This is a genomic window from Promicromonospora sp. MEB111 (genome assembly GCF_030209445.1).
GTDB lineage: Bacteria > Actinomycetota > Actinomycetes > Actinomycetales > Cellulomonadaceae > Promicromonospora.
The window spans coordinates 317423-339997 of record NZ_JARVSD010000014.1 but is presented as its reverse complement, the minus strand read 5'-3'; the positions used below and the strand labels follow the sequence as shown (position 1 = coordinate 339997).

Below are 22575 nucleotides of genomic sequence, written 5' to 3'. Positions count from 1 at the left end.
TCGTGCCCCCACCCGGGTTCGAACCGGGACTGGGCCGGGTTTAAGCCGGCTGCCTCTGCCAGTTGGGCTATGGGGGCGCACCCCAGAGACTACCGAGCGGCACCCGACGACGGAGCCCCCGGCTCCGACCTGTCAGAACCTCGCGGACCTGTCAGACGTGCAGGTCACCGAAGTGACCTGTGCGTCTGACAGCTCGACGGGAGCTTCCGACGGCCCGGAGCCGGGGGCTCGGTGCCTGCCCTGGGTGCGGGGTCTTCAGGCCTTCGAGCCCGACTCCGCGCGCGCGGCGGACGACTCGGCCGTCTGCTCGACCTTCTCGCCCACGGGCTTCGGCGGCACCGACGCGTTGCGGAACTCCTGCCGCGGGTCGTGCAGCGAACCGAGCGAGACGAGCTCGCGGCCCATCAGGAACTGGCCGATCCAGCCGACCAGGATGCGCGCCTTGCGGTTGCCGGTCGGCATCGCCATGACGTGGTAGCCGCGGTGCGCGACCCAGGCGAGGAACCCGCGCAGCTTGATGAAGCCGAACAGCTCGGCGACACCCTTGTAGAGGCCCAGCGACGCGACCACACCGAGGTTCTTGTGGTTGTACTCGACGGCGGGCTTGTCCTTGTAGAGCGCCACGATGTTGTCGGCCAGGCGCACGGCCTCGCGGATCGCGTGCTGCGCGTTCGGCGGGCAGAACTTGCCCGGGTTGAGCACGTCCGGCACGGCGGCGCAGTCGCCCGCGGCCCAGGCGCCGTCCACGATCTCGCCGTCCTCCGTGGCGACCTGCAGCGTGGGGAGCACGATGACGCGGCCCAGCTTGTCGAACGGGAGGTCCGAGGCCTCCTTGATGACCGGGTTCGCCTTGACGCCCGCGGTCCACACGATGGTCTCGGTGTCGAACTCGACGCCGGTCGAGGTCACGACGTGCCCGTCCACGCAGGACGAGAGGAACGTGTTGAGGTGGAACTCGATGCCGCGCTTCTTCAGCTCGGCGAGGGCGTACTCGCCCATCGGCTCCGTGACCTCGGGCAGGATGCGCCCGGCACCCTCGATCATGACGAACCGCAGGTCGGACGGCTCGATGGTGTTGTACTGCCGCGTCGCGTAGCGCGCCATGTCCTCGATCTCGGCGAGCGCCTCGATGCCGGCGAACCCGCCGCCCACGAACGTGAACGTGAGCATGCGCTTGCGCAGGTCGGCGTCCCACGTCGAGGACGCGACGTCCATGCGGTTGATGACGTGGTTGCGGACCGCGATGGCCTCTTCCACGTTCTTGAACCCGATCGCGGCCTCCGCGAGACCCGGGATGGGCAGCGTGCGGGAGACCGAGCCGAGGCCGACGACCAGCTGGTCGTAGGTCACCTCGTACTCGTCGCCCTCCTCGGGCTGGATCTTCACGGCCTTGCGCCCGTGCTCGATCGTGGTGACCTTGCCCTGGAGCACGTCGATGCCCTTGAGGGCCTTCCGGTGCGGCGCGACGACGTCGCGGGCGTCGATGGAGCCCGCACCCGCCTCGGGCAGGAAGGGTGCGTACGTCATGTACGGGCGCGGGTCGACGACGACGATGGCCGCCTCCCGCTTCTTCAGCTTCTTTCGCAGGCGGCGCGCCACGTAGAGGCCGACGGACCCGCCGCCGAGCACCACGATGCGCGGCACCTTCCGCGCGCGCGGCGTCACCGGGTCGGAAGCATGGCTGACCGAGGTCAGGTCGTTCTGAGGCATGATTCCCAGGGTACCGCGCCCTAAGCGTGTTTCTTCACATGGCAAAGAGCGGCGGGTGCGTGACGCCCACCACGCCGCTTCGCTGCGTATCGTGCCCGGTCAACGGACCACCTGGGACGGGAGTTCCCGACCGAGGGAAATCCGCCGGTGCGGAATGTCGGGAGATCAGGCCATCGCCAGCGCGATCCCGTCCAGGATGTCGTGCTCGCTGGTCACCACGTGGGTCAGCGACCCGCCCGCGGTCCGGACGTCGGCCACGACGCGCTGGATCACCTCGGACCACACGAGCGCCCCCGCCGCGATCACGTCGACGCGGCCCGGGTGCAGGAAGCCCATCGCCGTCCGCTCGGCGCGCGGTGCCGCCAGCAGCGCCGCGCACGACGCCAGCACAGTCTCGACCGGCAGCTCCGCCTGGTTCACCCGCTCCCGCTGGTACTCGGTCAGGCCCAGGGCGTGCGCCGTGACGGTGGTGATCGAGCCTGCCAGCCCCACCAGGGTGGTGGTCTTCCCGAGCGGGACCACGCGCGCGGCGTCGTCCAGGTGGGCCCGGACGTCGGCGCGGGCGGCCTCGATCTCGGCCGCGGACGGCGGATCGCCGTGCAGGTGCCGTTCGGTCATCCGCACCGAGCCGATGTCCATCGAGACGCTCGCGTCCACCGCGCTCGTGCCGAGCACCAGCTCCGTGGAGCCCCCGCCGAGGTCGACGACGAGGAAGGGGCCGGCGTGCGCCGCCGCGGCGGCGCCGGTGGCGCCGGTGAACGACAGCTGCGCCTCCTCGTGGCCGCTGATCACCTCGACGTCGACGCCGAGCGCGGCGCGGACGCCGTCGAAGAACGCGTCCCGGTTACGCGCGTCCCGGGTGGCCGACGTGGCCACGAACCGCACCCGCTCCGCCCCGGCGGCGTCGATCGCCGCCGCGTACGCACGGGTCGCCGCGAGGGTCCGCGCGAGGGCCTCCGGCGCGAGCTCGCCGGTGCGGTCCACACCCTGGCCGAGCCGCACCACCTCCATGCGGCGGTCGAGCTCCGTGAGGTTTCCGGCGGCGTCGACGTCCGCGACCAGCAGGCGGATCGAGTTGGTGCCGCAGTCGATCGCGGCTACGCGAGAGGAAGTCACGCGAGGATTCTCCCAGGCGCCCCTGCCGCCGGGGCGCCGGACGTGCCGGTTCGCGAGAAACCTCACTCCCGGCCCGGGACGGGTACGGGCCTCAGCAGGTGCAGCGGTCCGGGCGCCACGTGTCCCGGGCCAGCGCGAGCGCCTCGTCGCCGAGCGGGTTCACGCCCGGGCCGGCGGCCAGCGCGTGCGCGAACAGCACGTGCAGGCACTTGACCCGCGTCGGCATGCCGCCCGCGGAGATGCCGTCGATCTCGTCCACGTGCCCGATCGCCTCGCGCTGCGCCAGGTAGTGCTCGTGCGCCGTGCGGTAGGCGGCGGCCAGGTCCTCGTCGGTCTCGAGCCGTGCCGTCATCTCCTTCATCACGCCGTTCGCCTCCAGGGTCGAGGCGGCGGCGACCGCACCGGGGTGCGTCAGGTAGAAGACGGTCGGGAACGGGGTGCCATCGGGCAGGCGGGGCGCGGTGCGCGCCACCGTCGGACGGCCGCACACGCAGCGCGCCGCGATCCCCGCGACGCCGCGCGGCTCGCGGCCGAGCTGCTCGGCCAGGACGCGCAGGTCGTCGTCGGACACGGTCTCAGTCGCGGTGTTCACCGCTCCATTGTCTCCCAGCGCGCGACCGACGCGGAGCGGCGCCGTCCCGGGCCGTGCGACACCGGCAGGCGCCGCCTACTCGCCGTCCGCGATCCGCACGGAGTCCCACACGTTCGTGTACCAGGGCACGTCCTCGTCCTCGGACGCACCCGGCGACGGTTCGACGACGCCGGGCTCCGGCTCCTCCTGCTCGACCGAGTCCGTGTCCAGCGGGCGCCACACCTTGTCCCCCGGCATGACGAACCGCAGACGCGACCGCGCCTGCTCGATCACGTACGACCGGTCGTCCCAGCGGGCCAGCTCGGTCTCGAGCTCGGCCTTCTGGTCCTGCTGCTGGCTCAGCTCGGAGCGCAGCTCGCGCAGCTCGGCCTGCTGCGTGATGACCGCGCGCACCGTCGGGAGCAGCAGCACCACCGCGAGGAGCACCACCACGGACAGCACCATGGCGCGGACGGTGAGCACCTCGGGCACCACGAGCCCGTAGCTGCCGCGCTTGCGGTCCGCGCGTGCCGGGCGGGTGGGCGGCGCGACGCTGCCGGTGGCCGTGCTCCGGCGGCGCGGCTGCGCCGGCCGCTTCGCCCCGCTGCCCGACGTCGGCCGCGCACCACGGGCGGCGGCACCCGCCGGGCGCGCGGCCGGCCGTCCTGGAGCGGTCCGGGGTGCGGGCGCGCGGCGGCCCGACGACGCCGACGGTGCGGCGGGCTTGCGTGCGGTCGACGTGCCCGGCATCGAGCGGGCCGGCGCCGGCTTCGCGGCCGACCTGGCCGCCGTCGTCCCGGCCGTGCCTGCCTTCTTGGCCGCGGACCCCTTCGCGGTGGCCGCCTTCGTTCCCTTGCCCGAGGAACCCTTCGCCGGCGAACCTTTCGCCCCCGACCCGGCCTGCTTCTTCGCCGCCGCCCTCCCCTTCGCCGGTGTGCTCCCTGTGGCGCCCTTCGCGCCGGAGGAACCCGTGCCGGAGCCCGTGCGCGGGGTCGACGACGGGCGCGCACCCGAGCCGCGCGCCGAACCCGAGGGCCGCGCCGGGCGACGTGAGGAAGGCATGGGTCGATTGTGCCGATTCGCCGGTCCTTTGTACCGGCATTACCTCCGGCGCGCCGTGTGTCGATCCCGTGGAACACAAGAGCTGTCAGACCCGAGTGGACGTGTCAGACGTACAGATCACTCCGGTGACCTGTACGTCTGACACGGCAGCGCGTGTCTGACAGCTCAGTGCGGGCGGACCAGCTCAGCCCTGGAAGCGCGGGAACGCCGACCGGCCGGCGTAGGTGCCGGCCTCGTCGAGCGCCTCCTCGATGCGGAGGAGCTGGTTGTACTTGTTGATGCGCTCGCCACGGGCGGGGGCACCGGTCTTGATCTGGCCGGCGTTGGTCGCCACGGACAGGTCCGCGATGGTGGTGTCCTCGGTCTCGCCGGAGCGGTGCGAGGTCATCGTGGTGAAGCCGTTGCGCTGGGCCAGCGTCACGGCGTCGAGCGTCTCGGTGAGCGTGCCGATCTGGTTGAGCTTGACCAGCAGCGAGTTCGCCGACTTGAGCTCGATGCCCTTGGCGAGGCGCTCCGGGTTGGTGACGAACAGGTCGTCGCCCACGATCTGCACCTTGTCGCCGACCTTGCCCATGAGGGCGGACCAGGAGTCCCACTCGTCCTCGGACAGCGGGTCCTCGATCGAGACCAGCGGGTAGTCGGCCACGAGCTGCTCGTAGTACGCGATCATCTCGTCCGGCGTCTTCTTGCCGCCCTCGAACGCGTACACGCCGTCCGAGAAGAACTCGGTCGAGGCGACGTCGAGCGCGAGGCCCACGTCGGTGCCCGGCTTGAGGCCCGCGCGCTCGATGGCGACGAGGATCAGGTCGAGCGCCTCACGGTTGCTGCCGAGGTTCGGCGCGAAGCCGCCCTCGTCGCCCAGTCCGGTGGCCAGGCCCTTCTCCTTCAGCACGGACTTGAGGGAGTGGTACACCTCGGTGCCGGTGCGCAGCGCCTCGCGGAACGTCGGGGCGCCGATCGGGGCGACCATGAACTCCTGGATGTCCACGTTCGAGTCCGCGTGGGACCCGCCGTTGAGGATGTTCATCATCGGGACGGGCAGGACGTGCGCGTTCGGGCCGCCCACGTAGCGGAACAGGTCCAGACCCGAGCTCTTGGCGGCGGCCTTCGCGACGGCGAGCGAGACGCCCAGGATCGCGTTGGCGCCCAGCTTGCCCTTGTTCGGCGTGCCGTCGAGGTCCAGGAGGGCCTGGTCGATGATGCGCTGCTCCTCGGCGTCGTACCCGATGAGCTCGGGGGCGATCTCGTCGTTGACGGCCGCGACCGCCTTCTCGACGCCCTTGCCCAGGTAACGGCCCTTGTCGCCGTCACGCAGCTCGACGGCCTCGAACGCGCCGGTCGAGGCGCCGGACGGGACCGCCGCACGGGCGAAGGTGTTGTCGTCGAGGACGATCTCCACCTCCACGGTGGGGTTGCCGCGCGAGTCGAGGATCTCGCGTGCTCCAACGGCTTCGATGCTAGCCACGGGGTCTCCTTCTAAGGATGTTGCTCGGAGGTTACGGCCCCCAGCCTAGGACGTCGGGCGAGGGGGCGCGGAACCGTCCACCGGGCCGCGGTTCACAGCGCCACCACAGGTTTGCGACAGCGCCACCACAGCGTGCCTGCCTAGCGTCCCGATCGTCCGGCGCAGACCGCCCGCGGTGCGACCCGCACGCCGCTCGCCCCCTCCCCTTCGGCGTGGCGACACAGCCCGCGTGGCGGTCTGCGCGGACACCAACGTCCCCGCACGTACCTCAGGACCCGAGGCAGGAGCCCATGTTCTTCACCTATCTGCGCAGAGAGCTGCGCAACCGACGCAAGCAGACGGTGGTGGTCGCGATCGGTCTCGCGGTCGCGATCGCGCTGGTCATCGTCGTCAACGCGGTCTCGACCGGCGTCAGGAACGCCCAGTCCGAGGTGCTCGAGTCCGTCTACGGCGTGGGTACCGACATCACCGTCACCCAGGCGAGCGAGGGGCCGGGCGAGGGCGGCGGCCCGGGCCGCTTCGACTTCGGCGAGGGCGAGGGCGAGGCGAGCGAGGACGGCACCCGCAGCCTCGCGCAGGACCGCCTCAGCACGGCCATGGGCTCGACGTCGTTCGACGCCTCCGCCCTGGAGTCCGTCTCCGGGCTGGACCACGTGTCCGGCGTCGCCGCGACCCTCGACCTGCAGAACATGTCCTTCTCCGGCGAGATGCCGGACTTCGAGGCGATGCAGGAGGGTGACGGCCCGGTCACCATGCAGATGGGGCCGGACGGCAGCGGCGAGGGGACGGCCGGCGGGTCGTCCTTCGAGATCGAGCAGTTCTCGGTCACGGGCGTGGACCCGGACGCCACCGCCGTCGGGCCGCTGACCACCGCCACGGTGGCCGACGGCCGGACGCTGGAGACGGGCGACGAGAACGTCGCCGTCCTGGACGCCACGTACGCCGAGCAGCAGGAGCTCGCCGTCGGCGACACCATCACCACCGGCGGCGAGAAGCTGGAGATCGTCGGCACCGTCACCTCCACGACGGGCGACGACGTCGCGACGGCGTCGGACGTCTACGTGCCGCTCGCCACGGCCCAGACCCTCGCGGACCTCGCCGACCAGGTCACCGACGTCTACGTGCAGGTCGACTCGGCCGAGAACGTGGACGCCGTGGCGGCCGCGATCGAGACCGAGCTCCCCGACGCCTCGGTGAGCACCCAGTCCGACCTCGCGGAGAACGTCACCGGGTCCCTCTCGACGGCGTCCAACCTGATCGGCACGCTCGGCACCTGGCTGAGCGTCATCGTGCTGGCGGCGGCCTTCGGCCTCGCGATCCTGTTCACCGTCTCCGGCGTGAACCGGCGGACGCGCGAGCTCGGCACCCTCAAGGCGATCGGCTGGAGCAAGGGCCGCGTGGTGGGCCAGGTGGCCGGCGAGTCCGTGGTGCAGGGCCTGATCGGCGGTGTGGCCGGCCTCGCGATCGGTGCGCTGGCCGTGTGGGCCGTGAACCTGGCGGGCATCACGCTCAGCGGCGGCACCTCGGGCGGCGGCTTCACGATGGGCGGCCCGGGCGGCGGCCCCGCCGGCGCGATGCAGGACGCCGGCGGGCAGACCGGGGCGGCCGGCGGCTTCGGCGGGGCACGTCCGGGCGGTCTGGCCGACGCCGCGAGCAGCGCCGTCGACGTCGCCCTCCAGGCCCCGGTCAGCCTGTGGATCGTGCTGGCCGCCGTCGGCCTCGCCGTGCTGGGCGGGCTGATCGCGGGTGTGGTCGGCGGACAGCGCGCCGCGCGCCTGCGCCCGGTCGAAGCCCTTCGTTCCCTCGCGTGAGCCGGAGGCGCAGCGCAGGGTGCGGGCCGAGGAACGAGGCACGCGCCCGCAGCGGAGCCGCAGGCTCACGCGACACCAAGCAGAGCGTGAACTGAAAGGTCTACCCATGTATCAGATCGACGACCTGACCAAGACGTACCAGCAGGGCAAGCGCGTGGTGCGCGCGCTCAAGGGGGTCTCCCTGACCATCGGCGACGGCGAGCTGGTCGCCGTCCAGGGACCGACCGGCGGCGGCAAGTCCACGCTGCTGCAGATGCTCGGCGGGCTCGACCGGCCGACGTCGGGCACCGTCAAGCTCGACGGGACCGACCTCGCCGGGATGAGCGACGCGCAGCTCACCGCCGCGCGGGCCGAGACCATCGGCTTCGTGTTCCAGAACTTCAACCTCATCCCCACGCTCACCGCGCTGGAGAACGTGGAGACGGCGCTCGTGCCGGCCAAGATCCCGCGGCAGACCAGGACGGCGCGGGCGCTGGCCGCGCTGGAGTCCGTCGGGCTCGGCGACCGCGGGGACCACCTCCCGGGCGAGCTCTCGGGCGGGCAGCAGCAGCGCGTCGCGATCGCGCGGGCGCTGGTGAAGAACCCGAAGGTGCTGCTGGCGGACGAGCCCACCGGCAACCTCGACGAGGAGACCCGCGACGAGATCGTCGACCTCATCGTGGGCCTGTGGAAGGACCAGGGGCTGACGATCGTGCTGGTCACGCACGACTCGGTGGTCGCACAGCGCACGCCGCGCCGCCTGCGCATCGCCAAGGGCGCGGTCAAGGACCTGACGGCGGCCTGACGCCCCGGGTCGGCAGTCCCCTCAGCGAGGTCGGCAGTTCCCTCAGCGAGTCGGCACCTTGCATCGAGATCGGCACAGGCCTGTGCCGATCTCGATGCAAGGTGCCGATCTCGTGGGCGTGGCGCCTTGGGCATGCGTCCACCTCAGCGGTCGGCTGATCTGTTCGGCCGGGTCTCGACGGCATCCGGGCAGGCTGGCTACGCTGCCCCTACGTTCGCCGCGGCACCGTCGCTCCGGCGTTCGCCCCACCGGAGACACGCGCAAGGGAGCGCAGCATGCCTCGTCGAAATCGTTTCATCGCCCGAGATCGCTCGCCCGGCAGAAATCGTTTCACACGCCGTTTCACACACCGCTCGGCCGCCGGCCTCGGCGCCGCCGCGCTCGTCGCCGCCGGCGCCCTGATCGCCGCGCCCGCCACCACGGCCGCGACAGCACCCGCCGGGGCCGCGAACGCCGCCACCGTCGTCACCGCCGTCGACTTCGAGGACGGCACCACCGGCACCTGGACCCCCAGCGGCGGCGCGGGCCTCGACGTCGTCGCGGACCCCGACGGCGCGGGCAGCGTGCTCGCGATCACCCGGGCCGCCGACTACGAGGGCATCCAGTCCCCCACCGGGATCTTCCGCCCCGGCCTCACCTACACGTTCAGCATGCGCGCCCGCCTCGCCGAGCCGGCGGAACCCACCGACCCGCCCGCCCCCACCAGCACCGGCGTCCGGTTCGTCGTGAAGCCGGCCTACACCTGGGTCGGGAACACCACGGTCGGCACCGGGTGGACCACGGTGACCGGCACGTACACCGCCGACGCCGACGCCGACCCGGCCGAGCTGCAGGCCTACCTCGGCAGCACCGACCAGGACGCCCCCTACACCATCCTTGTGGACGACATCATGGTGACCACCGCCGACACGGTTCCCCCGGACGACGTCGTGCCCGGCGGCGCGATCGATCCCGTACCCACTCCCGTCCACGCGGCCGAGGGCAGCGGTGACGTGTCCGCCCTGACCTTCGACGACGGCCCGAACCCCGGCACCACGCCCGCCCTGCTGGACTTCCTCGCCGAGCACGACCTCAAGGCCGTCTTCTGCGTGATCGGGCAGAACATCCAGGCCGACGGCGGCGCCGCGCTGCTGCGCCGGATCGTCGCCGAGGGCCACGTCCTGTGCAACCACTCGACGTCGTACGCCGACATGGGCTCCTGGACGCAGGAGCAGGTGCGCGCCGACCTGGTCGCGAACCTGGGGATCATCCGCGACGCACTGGGCGACCCGAACCAGAAGGTCCCCTTCTGGCGCGCCCCGAACGGCTCCTGGGGCGTCACGCCCGGCGTCGCGGTCGAGCTGGGCATGCAGCCGCTCGCCGTCCGCAACACGATCGCCGACTGGGAGACCCAGGACGTCCCGACCCTCACCGCCAACCTGCGCACCGCCATGGTCCCGGGCGAGCTGGTCCTGACGCACGACGGCGGCGGCGACCGGTCCGGCACGCTCGCCGCGGTGCGGACGGTCGTCAGCGAGCGCCTCGCCGACGGCTGGGAGTTCACGTTCCCGCAGGGCACGCCCCCGGCGTCGGGCACGGTGCTCGGCACCGACTTCGAGGACGGCACCCTCGGCGGGTGGGCGCCGCGCAACGGCACCGACGCCTCCGACTTCACGCTCGCGGCCACGGACGCCGACGCGCACGGGGGCACCTGGGCGGCCGCGGTCACCGGCCGCGACGCCACGGGCGACGGCATCGGCCGGGACGTCACCGGCGTGCTGCGGGCCGGCGTCACCTACGACGTCTCCGCCTGGGTGCGCTTCCCCGTGGGGCAGACGCCGGGCGACGTCTGGCTGAGCCTGGCCAGCACCGTGGACGGCACCCAGACGTTCTCGACGCTCGGCCAGTTCACGGGCCTGACCAGCAGCGGCTGGACCGAGGTGACCGCCACGTTCACCATGCCGGACCACGACAGCGCGCTGCTCTACTTCGAGACGGCGTACAACGGCGGCAACACCAGCGACTGGCTGATCGACGACATCGTGGTCTCCGTCCCGGAGCCGCCGCTGATCGAGGACCTGACCGGCCTGCAGGAGACGGTCGGCTTCCCGGTGGGCGTCGCGATCGACAGCCGCGAGACGTCGGGGGCGGCCGCGCAGCTGCTGAGGAGGCACTTCGGCCAGATCACGCCCGAGAACCACATGAAGCCCGAGGCCTGGTACGACGCCGACGGCACGCTGCGCCGGCACCCCGAGGCGACGGCGCTGATGGACTTCGCGCAGGAGGACGACCTGCGGGTCTACGGCCACGTGCTGGTGTGGCACAGCCAGACGCCGGACTGGTTCTTCCAGGACGACGCCGGCGAACCGCTCGCGGCCGACGAGGCGGGCCGGGCGGTGCTCCGCGAGCGCCTGCGCGCCCACGTCTTCGGCATCGCGGAGAACCTGAGCGACGACTACGGGCTCTTCGGCTCGGACACGAACCCGCTCGTGGCGTTCGACGTGGTCAACGAGGTGGTCTCGGACGGCGCGGAGAACCCGGACGGCCTGCGCCGCAGCGAGTGGTTCCGCATCCTGGGCGAGGAGTACATCGACCTCGCGTTCGAGTACGCGGACGAGGCGTTCAACGAGACATACGCCGCCCCGCCGTCGGACACGGTGGCCGAGCGGCCGGTGACCCTGTTCATCAACGACTACAACACGGAGCAGGGCGGCAAGCAGGACCGGTACCGCGCGCTGGTGGACCGGCTGCTGGAGCGCGGCGTGCCGGTGGACGGCGTGGGGCACCAGTTCCACGTGTCGCTCGCCATGCCGGTCAGCGCGCTGGAGGGCGCGATCGAGCGGTTCGCGGACCTGCCGGTCACGCAGGCGGTCACGGAGCTGGACGTCACCACGGGGACGCCGGTCAGCCGGGCCCGGCTGGTGGACCAGGGCTACTACTACCGCGACGCGTTCGACGTGTTCCGCGCGCACGCCGAGGACCTGTTCAGCGTGACCGCGTGGGGCCTGACCGACGGCCGGTCGTGGCGGGTCGACAGCGGCGCGCCGCTGCTCTTCGACGACCGGTTCCAGGCAAAGCCCGCCTACCACGGCGCGGCCGGGGCGGAGCTGCCGGCCCGCCTGCGCACGGCGAACGTGTTCGCGGGGGACGTGCCGCTGGACGGTTCGGCCGCGGCGTCCCCGCAGTGGGACCGCCTGCCGCGGCACACGTTCGACGCACCGGACGGCGGCGCGGTCGCCTTCCAGCTCCGCTGGGCGGCCGACCGCCTGACGGCGTTCGTCGCGGTGGACGACGCCGCGGCGGACGCCGGTGACGCCGTCACCCTGGTGCTTGACGACGCCGAGTACGTGGTGGGCCGGGACGGGTCGACGGGCGACGGCGCGGACGCGGAGGTGAGCGAGCGGGAGGGCGGCTACGACGTCGTCGTGCACCTGCCCGCGACCCTCGCCGAAGGTGCGACCGCCACGTTCGACGCCCGGGTGACCAGCGGCGACGAGACCACCGCGTGGAACTCGCCGGGTGCCGCGGGCACGCTCACGCTGGTCGAGGAGCTGTCGTACCTGGAGGTCGCCCAGGCCGCGCGGGCACCGGTGGTCGACGGCGACGTGGACGGCGTGTGGGACACGGCGGGTCCCGCGGTGACCACCACCAAGCAGGTCGAGGGTGCGGGCGGCGCCGTCGCGACCGTCCGCACCCTGTGGAGGGACGGCACGCTGTTTGTCCTGGCGGACGTCGCCGACCCCGTGGTCGACGTCTCCGGCTCGGACCCGTGGATCCAGGACTCGGTGGAGATCTACGTGGACGGCGGCAACGCGAAGAACGGCGGCTACCGGGCCGACGACACGCAGATCCGCGTCTCCGCGCTGGGCGCCGTGTCGTTCGGGACCGGGGACGAGGCGGCGCAGCGCGCCCGCGTGTCCAGCGCCGCCACGGCGACGGACGGCGGGTACCGCGTCGAGGCGTCGGTCGACCTGCTGTCCTACGGCGGCCCGGGCACGTTCCACGGTCTGGACTTCCAGGTCAACGACGCGACCGGCGGCGCGCGGACCGCCGTCCGCAACTGGGCCGACCCCACGGGCACGGGCTACCAGTCCACCGCCCGCTGGGGCGTGGGACGGCTCGTCGAGCCGGCGGCACCGGCGGCCCCGGCCTGGTCCGCGAGCGCCGTGTACACGGCGGGCGACCAGGTGAGCCACGACGGCGCGGTGTTCACCGCGCTGTGGTGGACACGCGGTCAGACCCCGGGCGCCACGCCGTGGGGACCGTGGGCCGAGGTGGGCGCTCCGCAGGCCTGCGCCGGCGGCACGTACCCGGCCTGGACGTCCACCTGGGTGTACGACGGCGGCGAGTCGGCGGTGCACGACGGCCACCGCTGGACCGCCCAGTGGTACAGCCGGAACCAGGAGCCCTCGGCCACGCCGTGGGGTCCGTGGCGGGACCTCGGCGCCTGCTGACACCCGCCGTTCGTCGGGTCTCCTTCCGCGTGAGCGCTGGCCGCTCGCAAGGAAGGAGACCTGACGAATCGTTACAGACGGTTAACACGACTTTCCAGGCGGCCCCACTTCCGTGGCGATATGGTCCAAACCTCCCCGCCAGTTGACCGGGGAGACGAACTGGGGAGGCAATCAGTGAGGCAAGCACGCATCACCACCTTGGCCGCGGGGGCGGCCGTGGTGGCCCTGACCGTGGCCGGGTGTACCCCGAGCGACACCGTCGAGGCCGACGGGCCGGTCACCCTGGAGACCTGGATCAGCCAGGACATGGAGACGTTGTTCCCCGGCGACGCCGGGGCCTACGACAACATCAGCGTCCTCGACGTTGTCTACGACGGTCTGGTCCGGTACGACCCGGAGACCACCGAGCCGTACAACTACGTGGCCGAGTCCATCGAGCCCAACGACGACAACACCGTCTGGACCATCAAGATCAAGCCGGACCTCACGTTCCAGAACGGCGAGCCCGTCGACGCCGAGGCGTTCGCCCGCTCCTGGAACTACACGGCCGACGGCGACAACGGTCTGTACTCCAACTACTTCTTCGGCATCTTCGAGGGCTACGACGAGATGCAGCCCACGACCGACGACGACGGCAACATCACCGCCGAGGGCGCCGCCGACGAGCTGTCCGGGCTGAAGGTCACCGACGACCTGACGCTCGAGGTCACCCTCAGCTCGCCGTTCGCCGGCTTCGCGACGATGCTCGGCTACACCGGCTTCTTCCCGATCGCGCAGGAGTGCCTCGACGACGTCGAGAAGTGCGCGCTCGAGCCGATCGGCAACGGCCCCTTCCAGGTGACCGACTGGCAGCAGAGCCAGGAGCTCACCGTCGAGAAGTGGGCGGACTACCCGCTCGACGAGACGCCGGACTATGACGCCATCCACTGGACCGAGTACGCGGCGGGCGAGACCGCCGGGTGGGCTGACTTCAAGGCCGGCGACCTCGACCTTTCGTACCCGCCGACCGCCGAGGTCGAGTCCGCGAAGAACGACCCGGAGCTCTCCGAGCGCTACGTCGAGCGCCCCGGTGCCTCCCTCACGTACCTCGGCTTCTCCGGCTACACCGAGGGCCCGTGGAACGACATCGAGTTCCGCAAGGCGATCTCGATGGCGATCGACCGCGAGGGCATCATCTCCTCGCTGGGCAGCGGTCAGGCCACGCCCGCCGACTCCTGGGTGGTCCCGGGCGGCGTGCCCGGCGGCGAGGCGGGCACGTGCGAGTGGTGCGTGTTCGACCCCGAGGCGGCCAAGGCGGCGCTCGAGAAGGCCGGCGGCTGGCCCGAGGGCGAGAAGCTGCAGATCAGCCTGGGTGACGACGACGCCGAGGTGGAGTACTTCACCGCCATCGGCAACTCGATCGAGGAGGTGCTCGGCATCCCGTACGAGCTCAACATCGTGTCGAGCGACGACTACTTCTCGACCCGTGCGGCGCAGGGCTTCGACGGCATGTTCCGGAACAACTGGTTCCCGGACTACCCGCTGAACGAGAACTACCTCAGCTTCTACGCCTCGGGCGAGCCCGGCGCCGGGCACTGGGGCTGGTACAGCGAGGACTTCGAGGCCAAGCTGGACGAGGCGGCGGCCGCGCCGTCGCTCGACGAGTCGGTGGCTCTCTACCAGGAGGCCGAGGCCATCCTCGCCGAGGAGTTCCCGACCATCCCGTTCCGCTGGAGCTTCAGCGCCACCTACTACAGCGACCGGCTGGACAACGTGATCCTCAACCCGTTCTCGGGCGCGCCGATCCTCCGCAAGATCGAGGTCACGGCGTAACGAACCACCACGCCGGACCGGAGCGGCACCGCCGGCCGGGCCTGACGGGACACCGATCCCGCCGGGCCCGGCCGGCGCCCGCCCGCCGTCCGCGCGTCCCCATACCCCCCGGAAGGACCCCATGGGGCGCTACATCCTTCGCCGCGCCGTCCAGGCGGTCGGCACCCTGCTGCTCGTGATGTTCCTGCTGCACCTGCTCACGACCGTCGCGATCCAGCTCAACGGCAACCCGGCGCAGGCGTTCTTCGGCGACAAGGTCGCCACCCCGGCGCAGATCGCCGCCGTCGAGCAACGCTTCAACCTCGACGACCCCTGCTACGACCAGGTGGGCAACCCGTGCCTCGGGCCGTTCGTCGAGCGCCTCGGCCAGTACGCCCAGGGCGACTTCGGCACCAACCTGCGCGGTCGTGAGGTCTCGGAGATCGTCGCCACGGCGGCGCCGAACACCCTCCGCCTGTTCTGCGTCGTGCTGGTCACCTGGCTGGCGCTCGGCATGCTGCTCGGCTCGGCCGCCGCCCGCTGGCGCGGCTCGGCCGGGGACCACGGCATCCGGCTCACGTCGGTGCTGATCGACGCCTTCCCGGTGTTCGTGCTGCTGATCGTCTACCGGTACGTCGTCGCCGTGCCCCTGAACGGCTGGGCGGAGGACACGTTCGGCGAGAACAGCTGGCCGCCGTACTGGTTCAAGCCGTCCTTCGACCCCGACCACCCGTGGGCGACCGTGGTCGTCCCCGGGATCCTGCTCGGCCTGGCCGGGTCGGCGGCGTTCATCCGTCTGGTCCGGGCCAGCCAGCTCGAGTCCTACCAGGGCGACCACGTGCGTACGGCCCGGTCGAAGGGCCTGACCGAGAGGCGCGTCGTCGTGCACCACGTGGTGCGCAACTCGTCGGTCCCCGTGGTCACCGCCGTCGGCCTGACCTTCGCCGAGGCGCTCGGCGGGGCCGTGATCACCGAGGGGCTGATGAACATCTACGGGATGGGCGGCGTCCTGTGGGAAGCCGTCCGGAACGACGACGTCGGGCTCGTGCTCGGCGTCGTGACCCTGCTGGCCGCGGTGACCGTCGTGGTGATGATCGTCGTCGACATCGCCTACGCCCTGCTCGACCCGAGGATCCGCTATGAGTGACGCCGTGACACCCGCACCGACCGCGCGGCGCCCGGGAGGCGCACCGTCGAGCCCGCTCGCCGACGCCTGGCGCCGGCTCCGCCGCCGGCCCGACACGATCGCCGCGGCCGTCGTGCTCGCCTTCTTCGGGCTGATGGCGGCGTTCCCCACGCTGTTCACGACCACCAGCCCCCGGACGTGCCCGATCCGGGAGGCCCGGACGACACCACAGGGCTGGGGCGGCGAGCACCCGCTGGGCACCGACGCGCTCGGCTGCGACGTGCTGGCCACGCTGGTGCACGGCATCCGGCCGTCGCTGCTGCTGGCCGTCGTCGTGGTCAGCGTCTCGCTGCTGATCGGTGTCACCCTCGGCCTGCTCGCCGGGTACCACCTCGGCTGGGTGGACTACCTGGTCTCCCGTGCCGTCGAGGTCTTCCTGGTGATCCCGCTGCTGCTGGCCGCACTCCTGGTGCTGTCCCTGTTCAAGGGCGTCGACCTGGGCACCGGCACGTTCAACGTGATCCTGCTGCCCGCGGTGGTGCTCATCCTGTTCGGCTGGATGCCGTACGCCCGCTACGTGCGGGCCAGCACCCTGGAGGCGAAGAACCTGGACTACGTGACCGCCGCGCGTTCGCTGGGCGCGTCGGACCTGCGCATCATGGTCCGGCATGTGCTCCCCAACGCCATCGGCACCGTCACCGCGCTGCTGCCCACCTCCGTGGCCGGGGTGATCAGCGCGGAGGCCGTGCTGTCCTTCCTGGGCATCGGCGTCCGTCCACCGGCGACGAGCTGGGGCATCCAGATCGAGCAGGGCTCGGAATGGGTGCTCGGCGGCGCCCCGCACATCCTGCTCGCGCCCCTGATCTGCCTGGTCGCGACCGTCCTCGCGCTGGTCGTGCTCGGCGACGCCCTGCGTGACGCCCTCGACCCGAGGCTCTCCGCATGAGCCCGGCGAGCCGCATGCGGACCGCAGCAGAGGGTGAGGGCCGAGGAACGAGGCACTCGCCCGGCGCGGAGCGCGGCGAAGGCGAGCAGAGAGCGCTGCTCGAGGTCACCGACCTCGCCGTCGAGTTCCGGACGCCCGACGGCGTGGTGCGCGCCGTCGACGGGCTGTCCTACCGCGTGGAGGCGGGCCGCACGCTCGCGATCGTGGGCGAGTCCGGCTCGGGCAAGTCCGTGTCCTCGCTGGCCGTGATGGGCCTGCTCCCGGACACGGCGCGGGTCGCACGCGGCAGCGTCCGCCTGGCCGGCACCGACCTGCTCACCCTGAGCCGCAAGGAGCACCGCGCCCGGTGCGGCGAGCAGGTGGCGATGGTGTTCCAGGACGCGCTCGCCGCGCTCAACCCCGTGCACACCGTGGGCTTCCAGCTCACGGAGGCGCTCCGGGCCCGGCGCGGGCTGTCCCGCGCCGACGCCCGGAGGCGGGCGGTCGAGCTGCTCGACCTGGTCAAGGTGCCGAACGCGAAGGCCCGCGTGAAGGAGTACCCCCACCAGTTCTCCGGCGGCATGCGCCAGCGCGTGATGATCGCGTCGGCGCTGGCCATGGACCCCGACGTGCTCATCGCGGACGAGCCCACCACCGCCCTCGACGTGACGGTCCAGGCGCAGGTGCTGCGCCTGCTCGCCGAGATCCAGGCGGAGCGGAACATGGGCCTCGTGCTGATCACGCACGACCTGGGCGTCGTGGCGGGCGTCGCCGACGACGTCACGGTCATGTACGCGGGCCGCGCCGTCGAACAGGCTCCCGTGGTGCCCGTCTACACGACCCCCGCGCACCCGTACACCCGGGCGCTGCTGCGGTCGATCCCGTCCGCGGCCGGGACGGGACGCCTGCCCGTGATCCCGGGCCGCCCGCCCAGCCCGGCCGCGATGCCGCCGGGCTGCCCGTTCCACCCGCGGTGCGACGCGGCGCGCGACATCTGCCGCACCGAGGTGCCGCCCGCGGCGCACCCGGCAGAGGGCCGGATGTCGGCGTGCCACTTCGCGTCGGACATCATGGCCGGACGGGAGCCGGCCCCCGAGGCCGGCGTGACGACGTCGGCGTCCGGCACGTCGGTGCCCGGGCCGAAGGGAGACCCCGATGACTGAGTCGCGACCGGCGGGGGCCGGTCTCGTCGACGAGCGGCCCGAGCCCGGCGAGTCCGTGCTCGAGGTGCGCGACCTCGTCAAGCACTACCCGGTGCGCTCCGGGCTGCTGCGCCGCTCGGCGGCCGCGGTCAAGGCGGTCGACGGCGTCTCGCTCACCCTGGACCGGGGTCGCACCCTCGGCCTGGTCGGCGAGTCCGGGTCGGGCAAGTCGACGCTCGCCCGCGTGCTCGTCGGCGTCGAGACGCCGACCAGCGGGCAGGTGCTGGTGGACGGCGAGGACGTCACGGGCCGGTCCCGGGCGGGCCGCAAGCAGCTCCGCCGGGACGTGCAGATGGTCTTCCAGGACCCGTACACGTCGCTGAACCCGCGGATGTCGGTGAACGAGATCGTGGGCGAGCCGTTCGCGATCCACGGCATCGACCCGGCGGGCGGGCGGCGGGCCGCGGTGGGCGAGCTGCTGGAGCTCGTCGGCCTCGACCCCGACCACGCGAACCGGTACCCGCACCAGTTCTCGGGCGGGCAGCGGCAGCGGGTCGGGATCGCCCGCGCGCTCGCCCTGCGGCCCAAGATCCTGGTCTGCGACGAGCCGGTCTCGGCGCTCGACGTGTCCGTGCAGGGCCAGGTGATCAACCTGCTGGAGGACCTCCAGGAGGAGCTGGGCCTGTCCTACCTGTTCGTGGCGCACGACCTCGGCGTGGTGCGGCACATCGCCCACGACGTCGCCGTCATGTACCTGGGCCGCATCGTCGAGCAGGGGCCCGAGGCCGAGGTGTACGACGCCGCGCAGCACCCGTACACGCAGGCGCTGCTCTCCGCGGTGCCCGTTCCCGACCCGTCGGTGCGGCTCGTCCCGGCGGGCGGGGCCGTCGGTGCGAGCTCGTCCGATGGCGCCGTCGCGGGCGCCGGGCAGCCCGGCGTCGGCGGGATCGTGCTGGAGGGCGACCCGCCCTCCCCGGTGGACCCGCCGTCGGGCTGCCCGTTCCACACGCGCTGCTGGCTGGCGCCCACGCTGCCGGAGGCACGGCGCGAGGCGGCCTCCGCCGACGCCGTCCGCGGCCTGCGGCTGATCCCGCAGGTGTGCGAGACGGACGTGCCCGCGCTGGTCGCCCGGGGTTCGGCGGACGCAGGGGCCGCCGGAGCCGCGGCGCACGTCGCCGCCTGCCACTTCGCGCGCGAGCTGGCCACGCCCGGGACCGGCGCATGACGCGCGTCCTGGTGGTCCTGAACTCGTCCACCAGCTCCATGGGCCGGCTGGAGCAGCAGCTCCCCGAGGCCGGGCTCGACCCGGCCCTCGTCCCGGGCGCGGAGCTGCCCGAGACCCTCGCCGGGTTCGGGGGCGTGGTCCTGCTGGGCGGCGGCTTCATGCCGGACGACGACGCCGGCCACCCGTTCCTGGCCCGCGAGCGGGCGCTGACGCTCCAGGCGCTGGCCGACGGCGTGCCGCTGCTCGGGCTGTGCCTCGGCGGGCAGCTCCTGGCGCACGTCACGGGCGGCGGCGTGACGGCGCGGTCCGGCGAGACGGAGCGCGGCATGTGCCCGCTCACGGTGCTGCCGGCCGCCGCCGGCGACCCGGTCTTCGGCGACCTGCCGGGAGTGCCGGACGGACCGCTGTGGATGATCGAGAACCACGAGGACTCGGTGACCACGCTGCCGCCGTCGGCCACGCTGCTGGTGACGAGCGAGGCCTGCCGCAACCAGGCGTTCCGGGTGGGCGAGGCCGCCTGGGGCCTGCAGTTCCATCCCGAGGCCCGGCCGGAGCGGGTCGCGACCTGGGACGAGGCCGCGCTCTCGGAGCAGGGCATCGACCGGGCGGCGCTGGCCGAGGCGGCGCTGGCCCGGGCGGACGAGAACGAGGCGCAGTCGCGCGCGCTGGTGCGCGCCTGGGCCGACGTCGTGCACGCCGCGGCGAAGTGACGACGAGAGGACGAGAACGCACATGGTGTCGACAGGAACGCACAGCGACGGGGTGCCGGTGGTGGCCTACCGGATCGCGCGGGCCTCGGGCGAGGTGCTGGCCGCGCGCCAGGACGACCTGGACTTCTACGCCGCCTCGACCGTGAAGCTCGCGGTGCTGGTGGCGGCCGCACGCGAGCTCGACGCCGGCACCGCGCGCCTCGACGAGACGTGCACCGCGACCCGGACCTTCACCTCGCAGGTGCCCGGCGCGGGCGAGTACACGATCGAGCCCGACGACGTCGACGAGGGCCTGCCGCCCGACGGCACGCCGATGCCGCTGGGCGACGTGATCGACCGGATGGTCACGGTCTCCTCCAACGAGGCGACCAACATGGTCGCCGAGCGCGTGGGCCTGCCCGCCGTGAACAAGGTGCTGGCCGACGCCGGGGCCACGCGGTCGACGTTCGGCCGCAAGTACTCGGACCTGGCCGCCGAGAAGGCGGGCGCCTCGCACCGCACGACGGCGGCCGACCTGTGCCTGCTCATGTCCGGCGTGGTCACGGGCGCGCTCGCGGGCCCGGAGCGGACCGCCTGGATGTGCGAGCTGCTCGGCCGCCAGACGGACCGGCAGCTCACGGCCGCCGTCCCCGGCCCGGGTGAGCCGGGCGCCGTCCCGTTCGGCTCCAAGTCCGGCTGGGTGGACGGCATCCGGCACGACGTCGCGTTCGTGGGCGAGCCCGGTCCAGACGCCCTGGTGATCGCGGTGTGCACCCGCGGCTACGACGAGCAGGCCGCGGAGGAGACGCTCAAGGCGCTGGGGGCCCTGGCGGTCTCGCTGGCCTGACGCGGGCCCTTGCCGCGGCTCCTGCCGGACCGGCCCCGCGCTGCCGAGGGTTGCCTCCCGCACCCGTTTCCTATTGAATGCGGGTGCAATAGTGGCGAGCCAAAGGGGGCGACGTGCTGACCACCAGTGCCGCGGAGGTCCGCCCCGGCGGACTCGCGCAGGTCGACCGCAGGGAGAACCTGCTCAACCAGGGCTTCCACCTCGTCAGGTCGGGTGTGCTCGCCCCGGGCCTGCGGATCCACCGCGACGTCGGCGCGATCTGGCAGCTCGTCACGTGGGGCCCCTCGATCGCCGGCGGCTATCGCGCCAGCACGGTCCGCACCCCGCACCAGACGGCGTTCGCCGACGAGCAGCGCAGCGTGACCTTCCGCGAGCTCGACGACCGCGCGAACCGCCTGGCCAACGCCCTGCGCGACCGCGGCGTCGGCCCGCGGACGCCCGTCGCCGTGCTGTGCCGCAACCACGGCGGCCTCCTCGAGACCATGGTGGCGCTGGCCAAGCTCGGCGCGACCACGCTGCTGCTCAACTCGGGCCTCTCCCCCGCGCAGGTCTCCGCCGTCGTCGCCGAGCAGCGGCCCGCGCTGCTCCTCGCCGACCAGGAGTTCCTGGACCAGGAGCCCGACCTGCCCGCCGACCTGCCGGTCCTCACCACCTGGGCCGACGACGGCGCCTCCGGCCTCGCCGGGCTCATCACGAACGGCGACCCGGCTCGGGTGCCGATCCCCGACAAGCCGGGCCGGACCGTCGTCATGACGTCGGGCACCACGAGCACCCCGAAGGGCGCCCGCCGGCCGCAGCCGCACGGCCTGAGCGAGGCCGCCTCACTGCTGTCGGTCATCCCGCTGCGGGCCGGCGACCGCATGATGATCACCACGCCGATCTTCCACACGTGGGGGCTCGCGGCCCTGCAGCTCGGTATGGCGCTGCACGCGGAGCTGGTGCTGCCGCGCCGGTTCGACGCCGAGCAGACGCTCCGGACGATCGCCGAGCAGCAGGTGACGGCGCTGATCGCGGTGCCGGTCATGCTGCAGCGCATCCTCGACCTGCCCGCCGAGGTGAAGGCCCGGTACGACACGTCGTCCCTGCGCGTCGTCGCCTACTCCGGCTCGGCCATGCCCGCCGAACGGATCACCCAGTTCCTGGACGAGTTCGGCCCGGTGCTCTACGGCCTGTACGGCTCGACCGAGGCCTCCTGGGCGTCGATCTCCACGCCCGCGGACCTCGCCGTGCAGCCGACGACGGCGGGGCGGCCGCCGCTGGGCACCCGCATCGGCATCCTGGACGACGACGGCCGGCCCGTCCCGCGGGGCGACGTCGGCCAGATCTGCGTGGGCAACGGCATGCTGTTCGAGGGGTACACCAACGGCACGGGCAAGCCGATGTTTGGCGACCTGATGGCCACGGGCGACCGCGGCCGCCTCGACACCGAGGGCCGGCTGTACGTGGTGGGCCGCGCCGACGACATGATCGTCTCGGGCGGCGAGAACGTCTACCCCCGCCCGGTGGAGGACGCGATCACCGCCCTGCCCGAGGTCGCGGACGTCGCGGTGTTCGGTGTGCCCGACGAGAGGTTCGGCCACCGGTTCGCCGCCTACGTGGTGCTGCGCGAGGGCGCGACGCTCACCGCCGAGGCCCTGGTCGATCGGCTCCGGGACACGCTCCCGCGCTTCTCGCTCCCCCGCGACGTCCACTTCCTCGACTCGCTCCCCCGCAACCCGACGGGCAAGGTCGTCCGCCGCGACCTCCCCTGACCCGCGGACCCCTCCGCCGGGTCGGCCGCCGCCGTCCCCCGGGCAGATTCTCTTCGAGGCCTAAGTTTCTTCGCTTTCAGCGGCCTGAAAGCGAAGAAACTTAGGCCTCGAAGGGGATCGTCGTCAG

At 72.7% G+C, this 22575-nt stretch carries 16 protein-coding genes and 1 tRNA gene; 11 read left to right on the top strand and 6 right to left on the bottom strand.

Annotated elements, in window-relative coordinates; genetic code table 11:
- Positions 1–3: 3 nt before the first annotated feature.
- The 6 genes from QRN56_RS18815 to eno all read right to left on the bottom strand — a co-directional run bounded on the left by QRN56_RS18815 (position 4) and on the right by eno (position 5924).
- A tRNA-Leu gene (locus tag QRN56_RS18815) sits at positions 4–77 on the bottom strand.
- Positions 78–255: 178 nt separating this feature from the next.
- Positions 256–1710 carry an NAD(P)/FAD-dependent oxidoreductase gene (locus QRN56_RS18810; RefSeq protein WP_285105781.1) on the bottom strand — a complete coding sequence of 485 codons (1455 nt, stop codon included), beginning with the start codon at positions 1708–1710 and terminating at the stop codon, positions 256–258.
- A 165-nt stretch (positions 1711–1875) separates the two neighbouring features.
- On the bottom strand, positions 1876–2826 hold the full coding sequence (locus tag QRN56_RS18805) for a Ppx/GppA phosphatase family protein (protein ID WP_285105779.1): 951 nt from the start codon (positions 2824–2826) through the stop codon (positions 1876–1878).
- A gap of 91 nt (positions 2827–2917) precedes the next feature.
- Positions 2918–3418 (bottom strand): DUF501 domain-containing protein, encoded by a 501-nt coding sequence (locus tag QRN56_RS18800; RefSeq protein ID WP_285105778.1) that lies wholly within the window; start codon positions 3416–3418, stop codon positions 2918–2920.
- A gap of 75 nt (positions 3419–3493) precedes the next feature.
- A complete protein-coding gene (locus tag QRN56_RS18795; RefSeq protein ID WP_285105777.1) occupies positions 3494–4459 on the bottom strand; it encodes a septum formation initiator family protein in 966 nt (321 codons plus the stop codon).
- Positions 4460–4643: 184 nt separating this feature from the next.
- A complete protein-coding gene (gene eno, locus QRN56_RS18790; RefSeq protein WP_285105775.1) occupies positions 4644–5924 on the bottom strand; it encodes a phosphopyruvate hydratase in 1281 nt (426 codons plus the stop codon).
- A gap of 290 nt (positions 5925–6214) precedes the next feature.
- Between eno and QRN56_RS18785 the strand changes: the two genes are divergently transcribed.
- From QRN56_RS18785 to QRN56_RS18735, 11 genes are all read left to right on the top strand, one after another.
- A complete protein-coding gene (locus QRN56_RS18785; RefSeq protein WP_285105774.1) occupies positions 6215–7735 on the top strand; it encodes an ABC transporter permease in 1521 nt (506 codons plus the stop codon).
- Positions 7736–7841: 106 nt separating this feature from the next.
- On the top strand, positions 7842–8519 hold the full coding sequence (locus tag QRN56_RS18780; RefSeq protein WP_285105773.1) for an ABC transporter ATP-binding protein: 678 nt from the start codon (positions 7842–7844) through the stop codon (positions 8517–8519).
- Between the two features lie 275 nt (positions 8520–8794).
- Positions 8795–12952 carry an endo-1,4-beta-xylanase gene (locus tag QRN56_RS18775; protein WP_285105771.1) on the top strand — a complete coding sequence of 1386 codons (4158 nt, stop codon included), beginning with the start codon at positions 8795–8797 and terminating at the stop codon, positions 12950–12952.
- 174 nt (positions 12953–13126) lie between these two features.
- Entirely contained in the window at positions 13127–14764 is a 1638-nt protein-coding gene (locus tag QRN56_RS18770) for a peptide ABC transporter substrate-binding protein (RefSeq protein ID WP_285105770.1), read from the top strand.
- 121 nt (positions 14765–14885) lie between these two features.
- On the top strand, positions 14886–15890 hold the full coding sequence (locus QRN56_RS18765) for an ABC transporter permease (protein ID WP_285105769.1): 1005 nt from the start codon (positions 14886–14888) through the stop codon (positions 15888–15890).
- On the top strand, positions 15883–16815 hold the full coding sequence (locus tag QRN56_RS18760; protein WP_285105768.1) for an ABC transporter permease: 933 nt from the start codon (positions 15883–15885) through the stop codon (positions 16813–16815). The genes QRN56_RS18765 and QRN56_RS18760 overlap by 8 nt, the downstream gene beginning before the upstream one ends.
- Entirely contained in the window at positions 16812–17957 is a 1146-nt protein-coding gene (locus QRN56_RS18755) for an ABC transporter ATP-binding protein (RefSeq protein WP_285105767.1), read from the top strand. The genes QRN56_RS18760 and QRN56_RS18755 overlap by 4 nt, the downstream gene beginning before the upstream one ends.
- Positions 17950–19161, top strand: coding sequence for an ABC transporter ATP-binding protein (locus QRN56_RS18750; protein ID WP_285105765.1), 1212 nt, complete (start codon positions 17950–17952; stop codon positions 19159–19161). Before QRN56_RS18755 ends, QRN56_RS18750 begins: the two co-directional genes overlap by 8 nt.
- Entirely contained in the window at positions 19158–19871 is a 714-nt protein-coding gene (locus tag QRN56_RS18745; protein WP_285105764.1) for a type 1 glutamine amidotransferase, read from the top strand. The genes QRN56_RS18750 and QRN56_RS18745 overlap by 4 nt, the downstream gene beginning before the upstream one ends.
- Positions 19872–19893: 22 nt before the next feature.
- Positions 19894–20697, top strand: coding sequence for a serine hydrolase (locus QRN56_RS18740; RefSeq protein WP_285105763.1), 804 nt, complete (start codon positions 19894–19896; stop codon positions 20695–20697).
- A 113-nt stretch (positions 20698–20810) separates the two neighbouring features.
- The gene (locus tag QRN56_RS18735; protein WP_285105761.1) at positions 20811–22448 is read left to right on the top strand and encodes an AMP-binding protein; all 1638 of its coding nucleotides are present in this window, start codon (positions 20811–20813) and stop codon (positions 22446–22448) included.
- Positions 22449–22575: the final 127 nt, after the last annotated feature.

Excerpts from the sequence above, each read along its gene's own strand:
- QRN56_RS18810 (WP_285105781.1), bottom strand. The coding sequence starts at position 1,710 with ATGCCTCAGAACGACCTGACCTCGGTCAGCCATGCTTCCGACCCGGTG.
- QRN56_RS18795 (WP_285105777.1), bottom strand. The coding sequence starts at position 4,459 with ATGCCTTCCTCACGTCGCCCGGCGCGGCCCTCGGGTTCGGCGCGCGGC.
- QRN56_RS18785 (WP_285105774.1), top strand. The coding sequence starts at position 6,215 with ATGTTCTTCACCTATCTGCGCAGAGAGCTGCGCAACCGACGCAAGCAG.
- QRN56_RS18780 (WP_285105773.1), top strand. The coding sequence starts at position 7,842 with ATGTATCAGATCGACGACCTGACCAAGACGTACCAGCAGGGCAAGCGC.
- QRN56_RS18775 (WP_285105771.1), top strand. The coding sequence starts at position 8,795 with ATGCCTCGTCGAAATCGTTTCATCGCCCGAGATCGCTCGCCCGGCAGA.
- QRN56_RS18765 (WP_285105769.1), top strand. The coding sequence starts at position 14,886 with ATGGGGCGCTACATCCTTCGCCGCGCCGTCCAGGCGGTCGGCACCCTG.
- QRN56_RS18760 (WP_285105768.1), top strand. The coding sequence starts at position 15,883 with ATGAGTGACGCCGTGACACCCGCACCGACCGCGCGGCGCCCGGGAGGC.
- QRN56_RS18755 (WP_285105767.1), top strand. The coding sequence starts at position 16,812 with ATGAGCCCGGCGAGCCGCATGCGGACCGCAGCAGAGGGTGAGGGCCGA.
- QRN56_RS18750 (WP_285105765.1), top strand. The coding sequence starts at position 17,950 with ATGACTGAGTCGCGACCGGCGGGGGCCGGTCTCGTCGACGAGCGGCCC.
- QRN56_RS18745 (WP_285105764.1), top strand. The coding sequence starts at position 19,158 with ATGACGCGCGTCCTGGTGGTCCTGAACTCGTCCACCAGCTCCATGGGC.
- QRN56_RS18740 (WP_285105763.1), top strand. The coding sequence starts at position 19,894 with ATGGTGTCGACAGGAACGCACAGCGACGGGGTGCCGGTGGTGGCCTAC.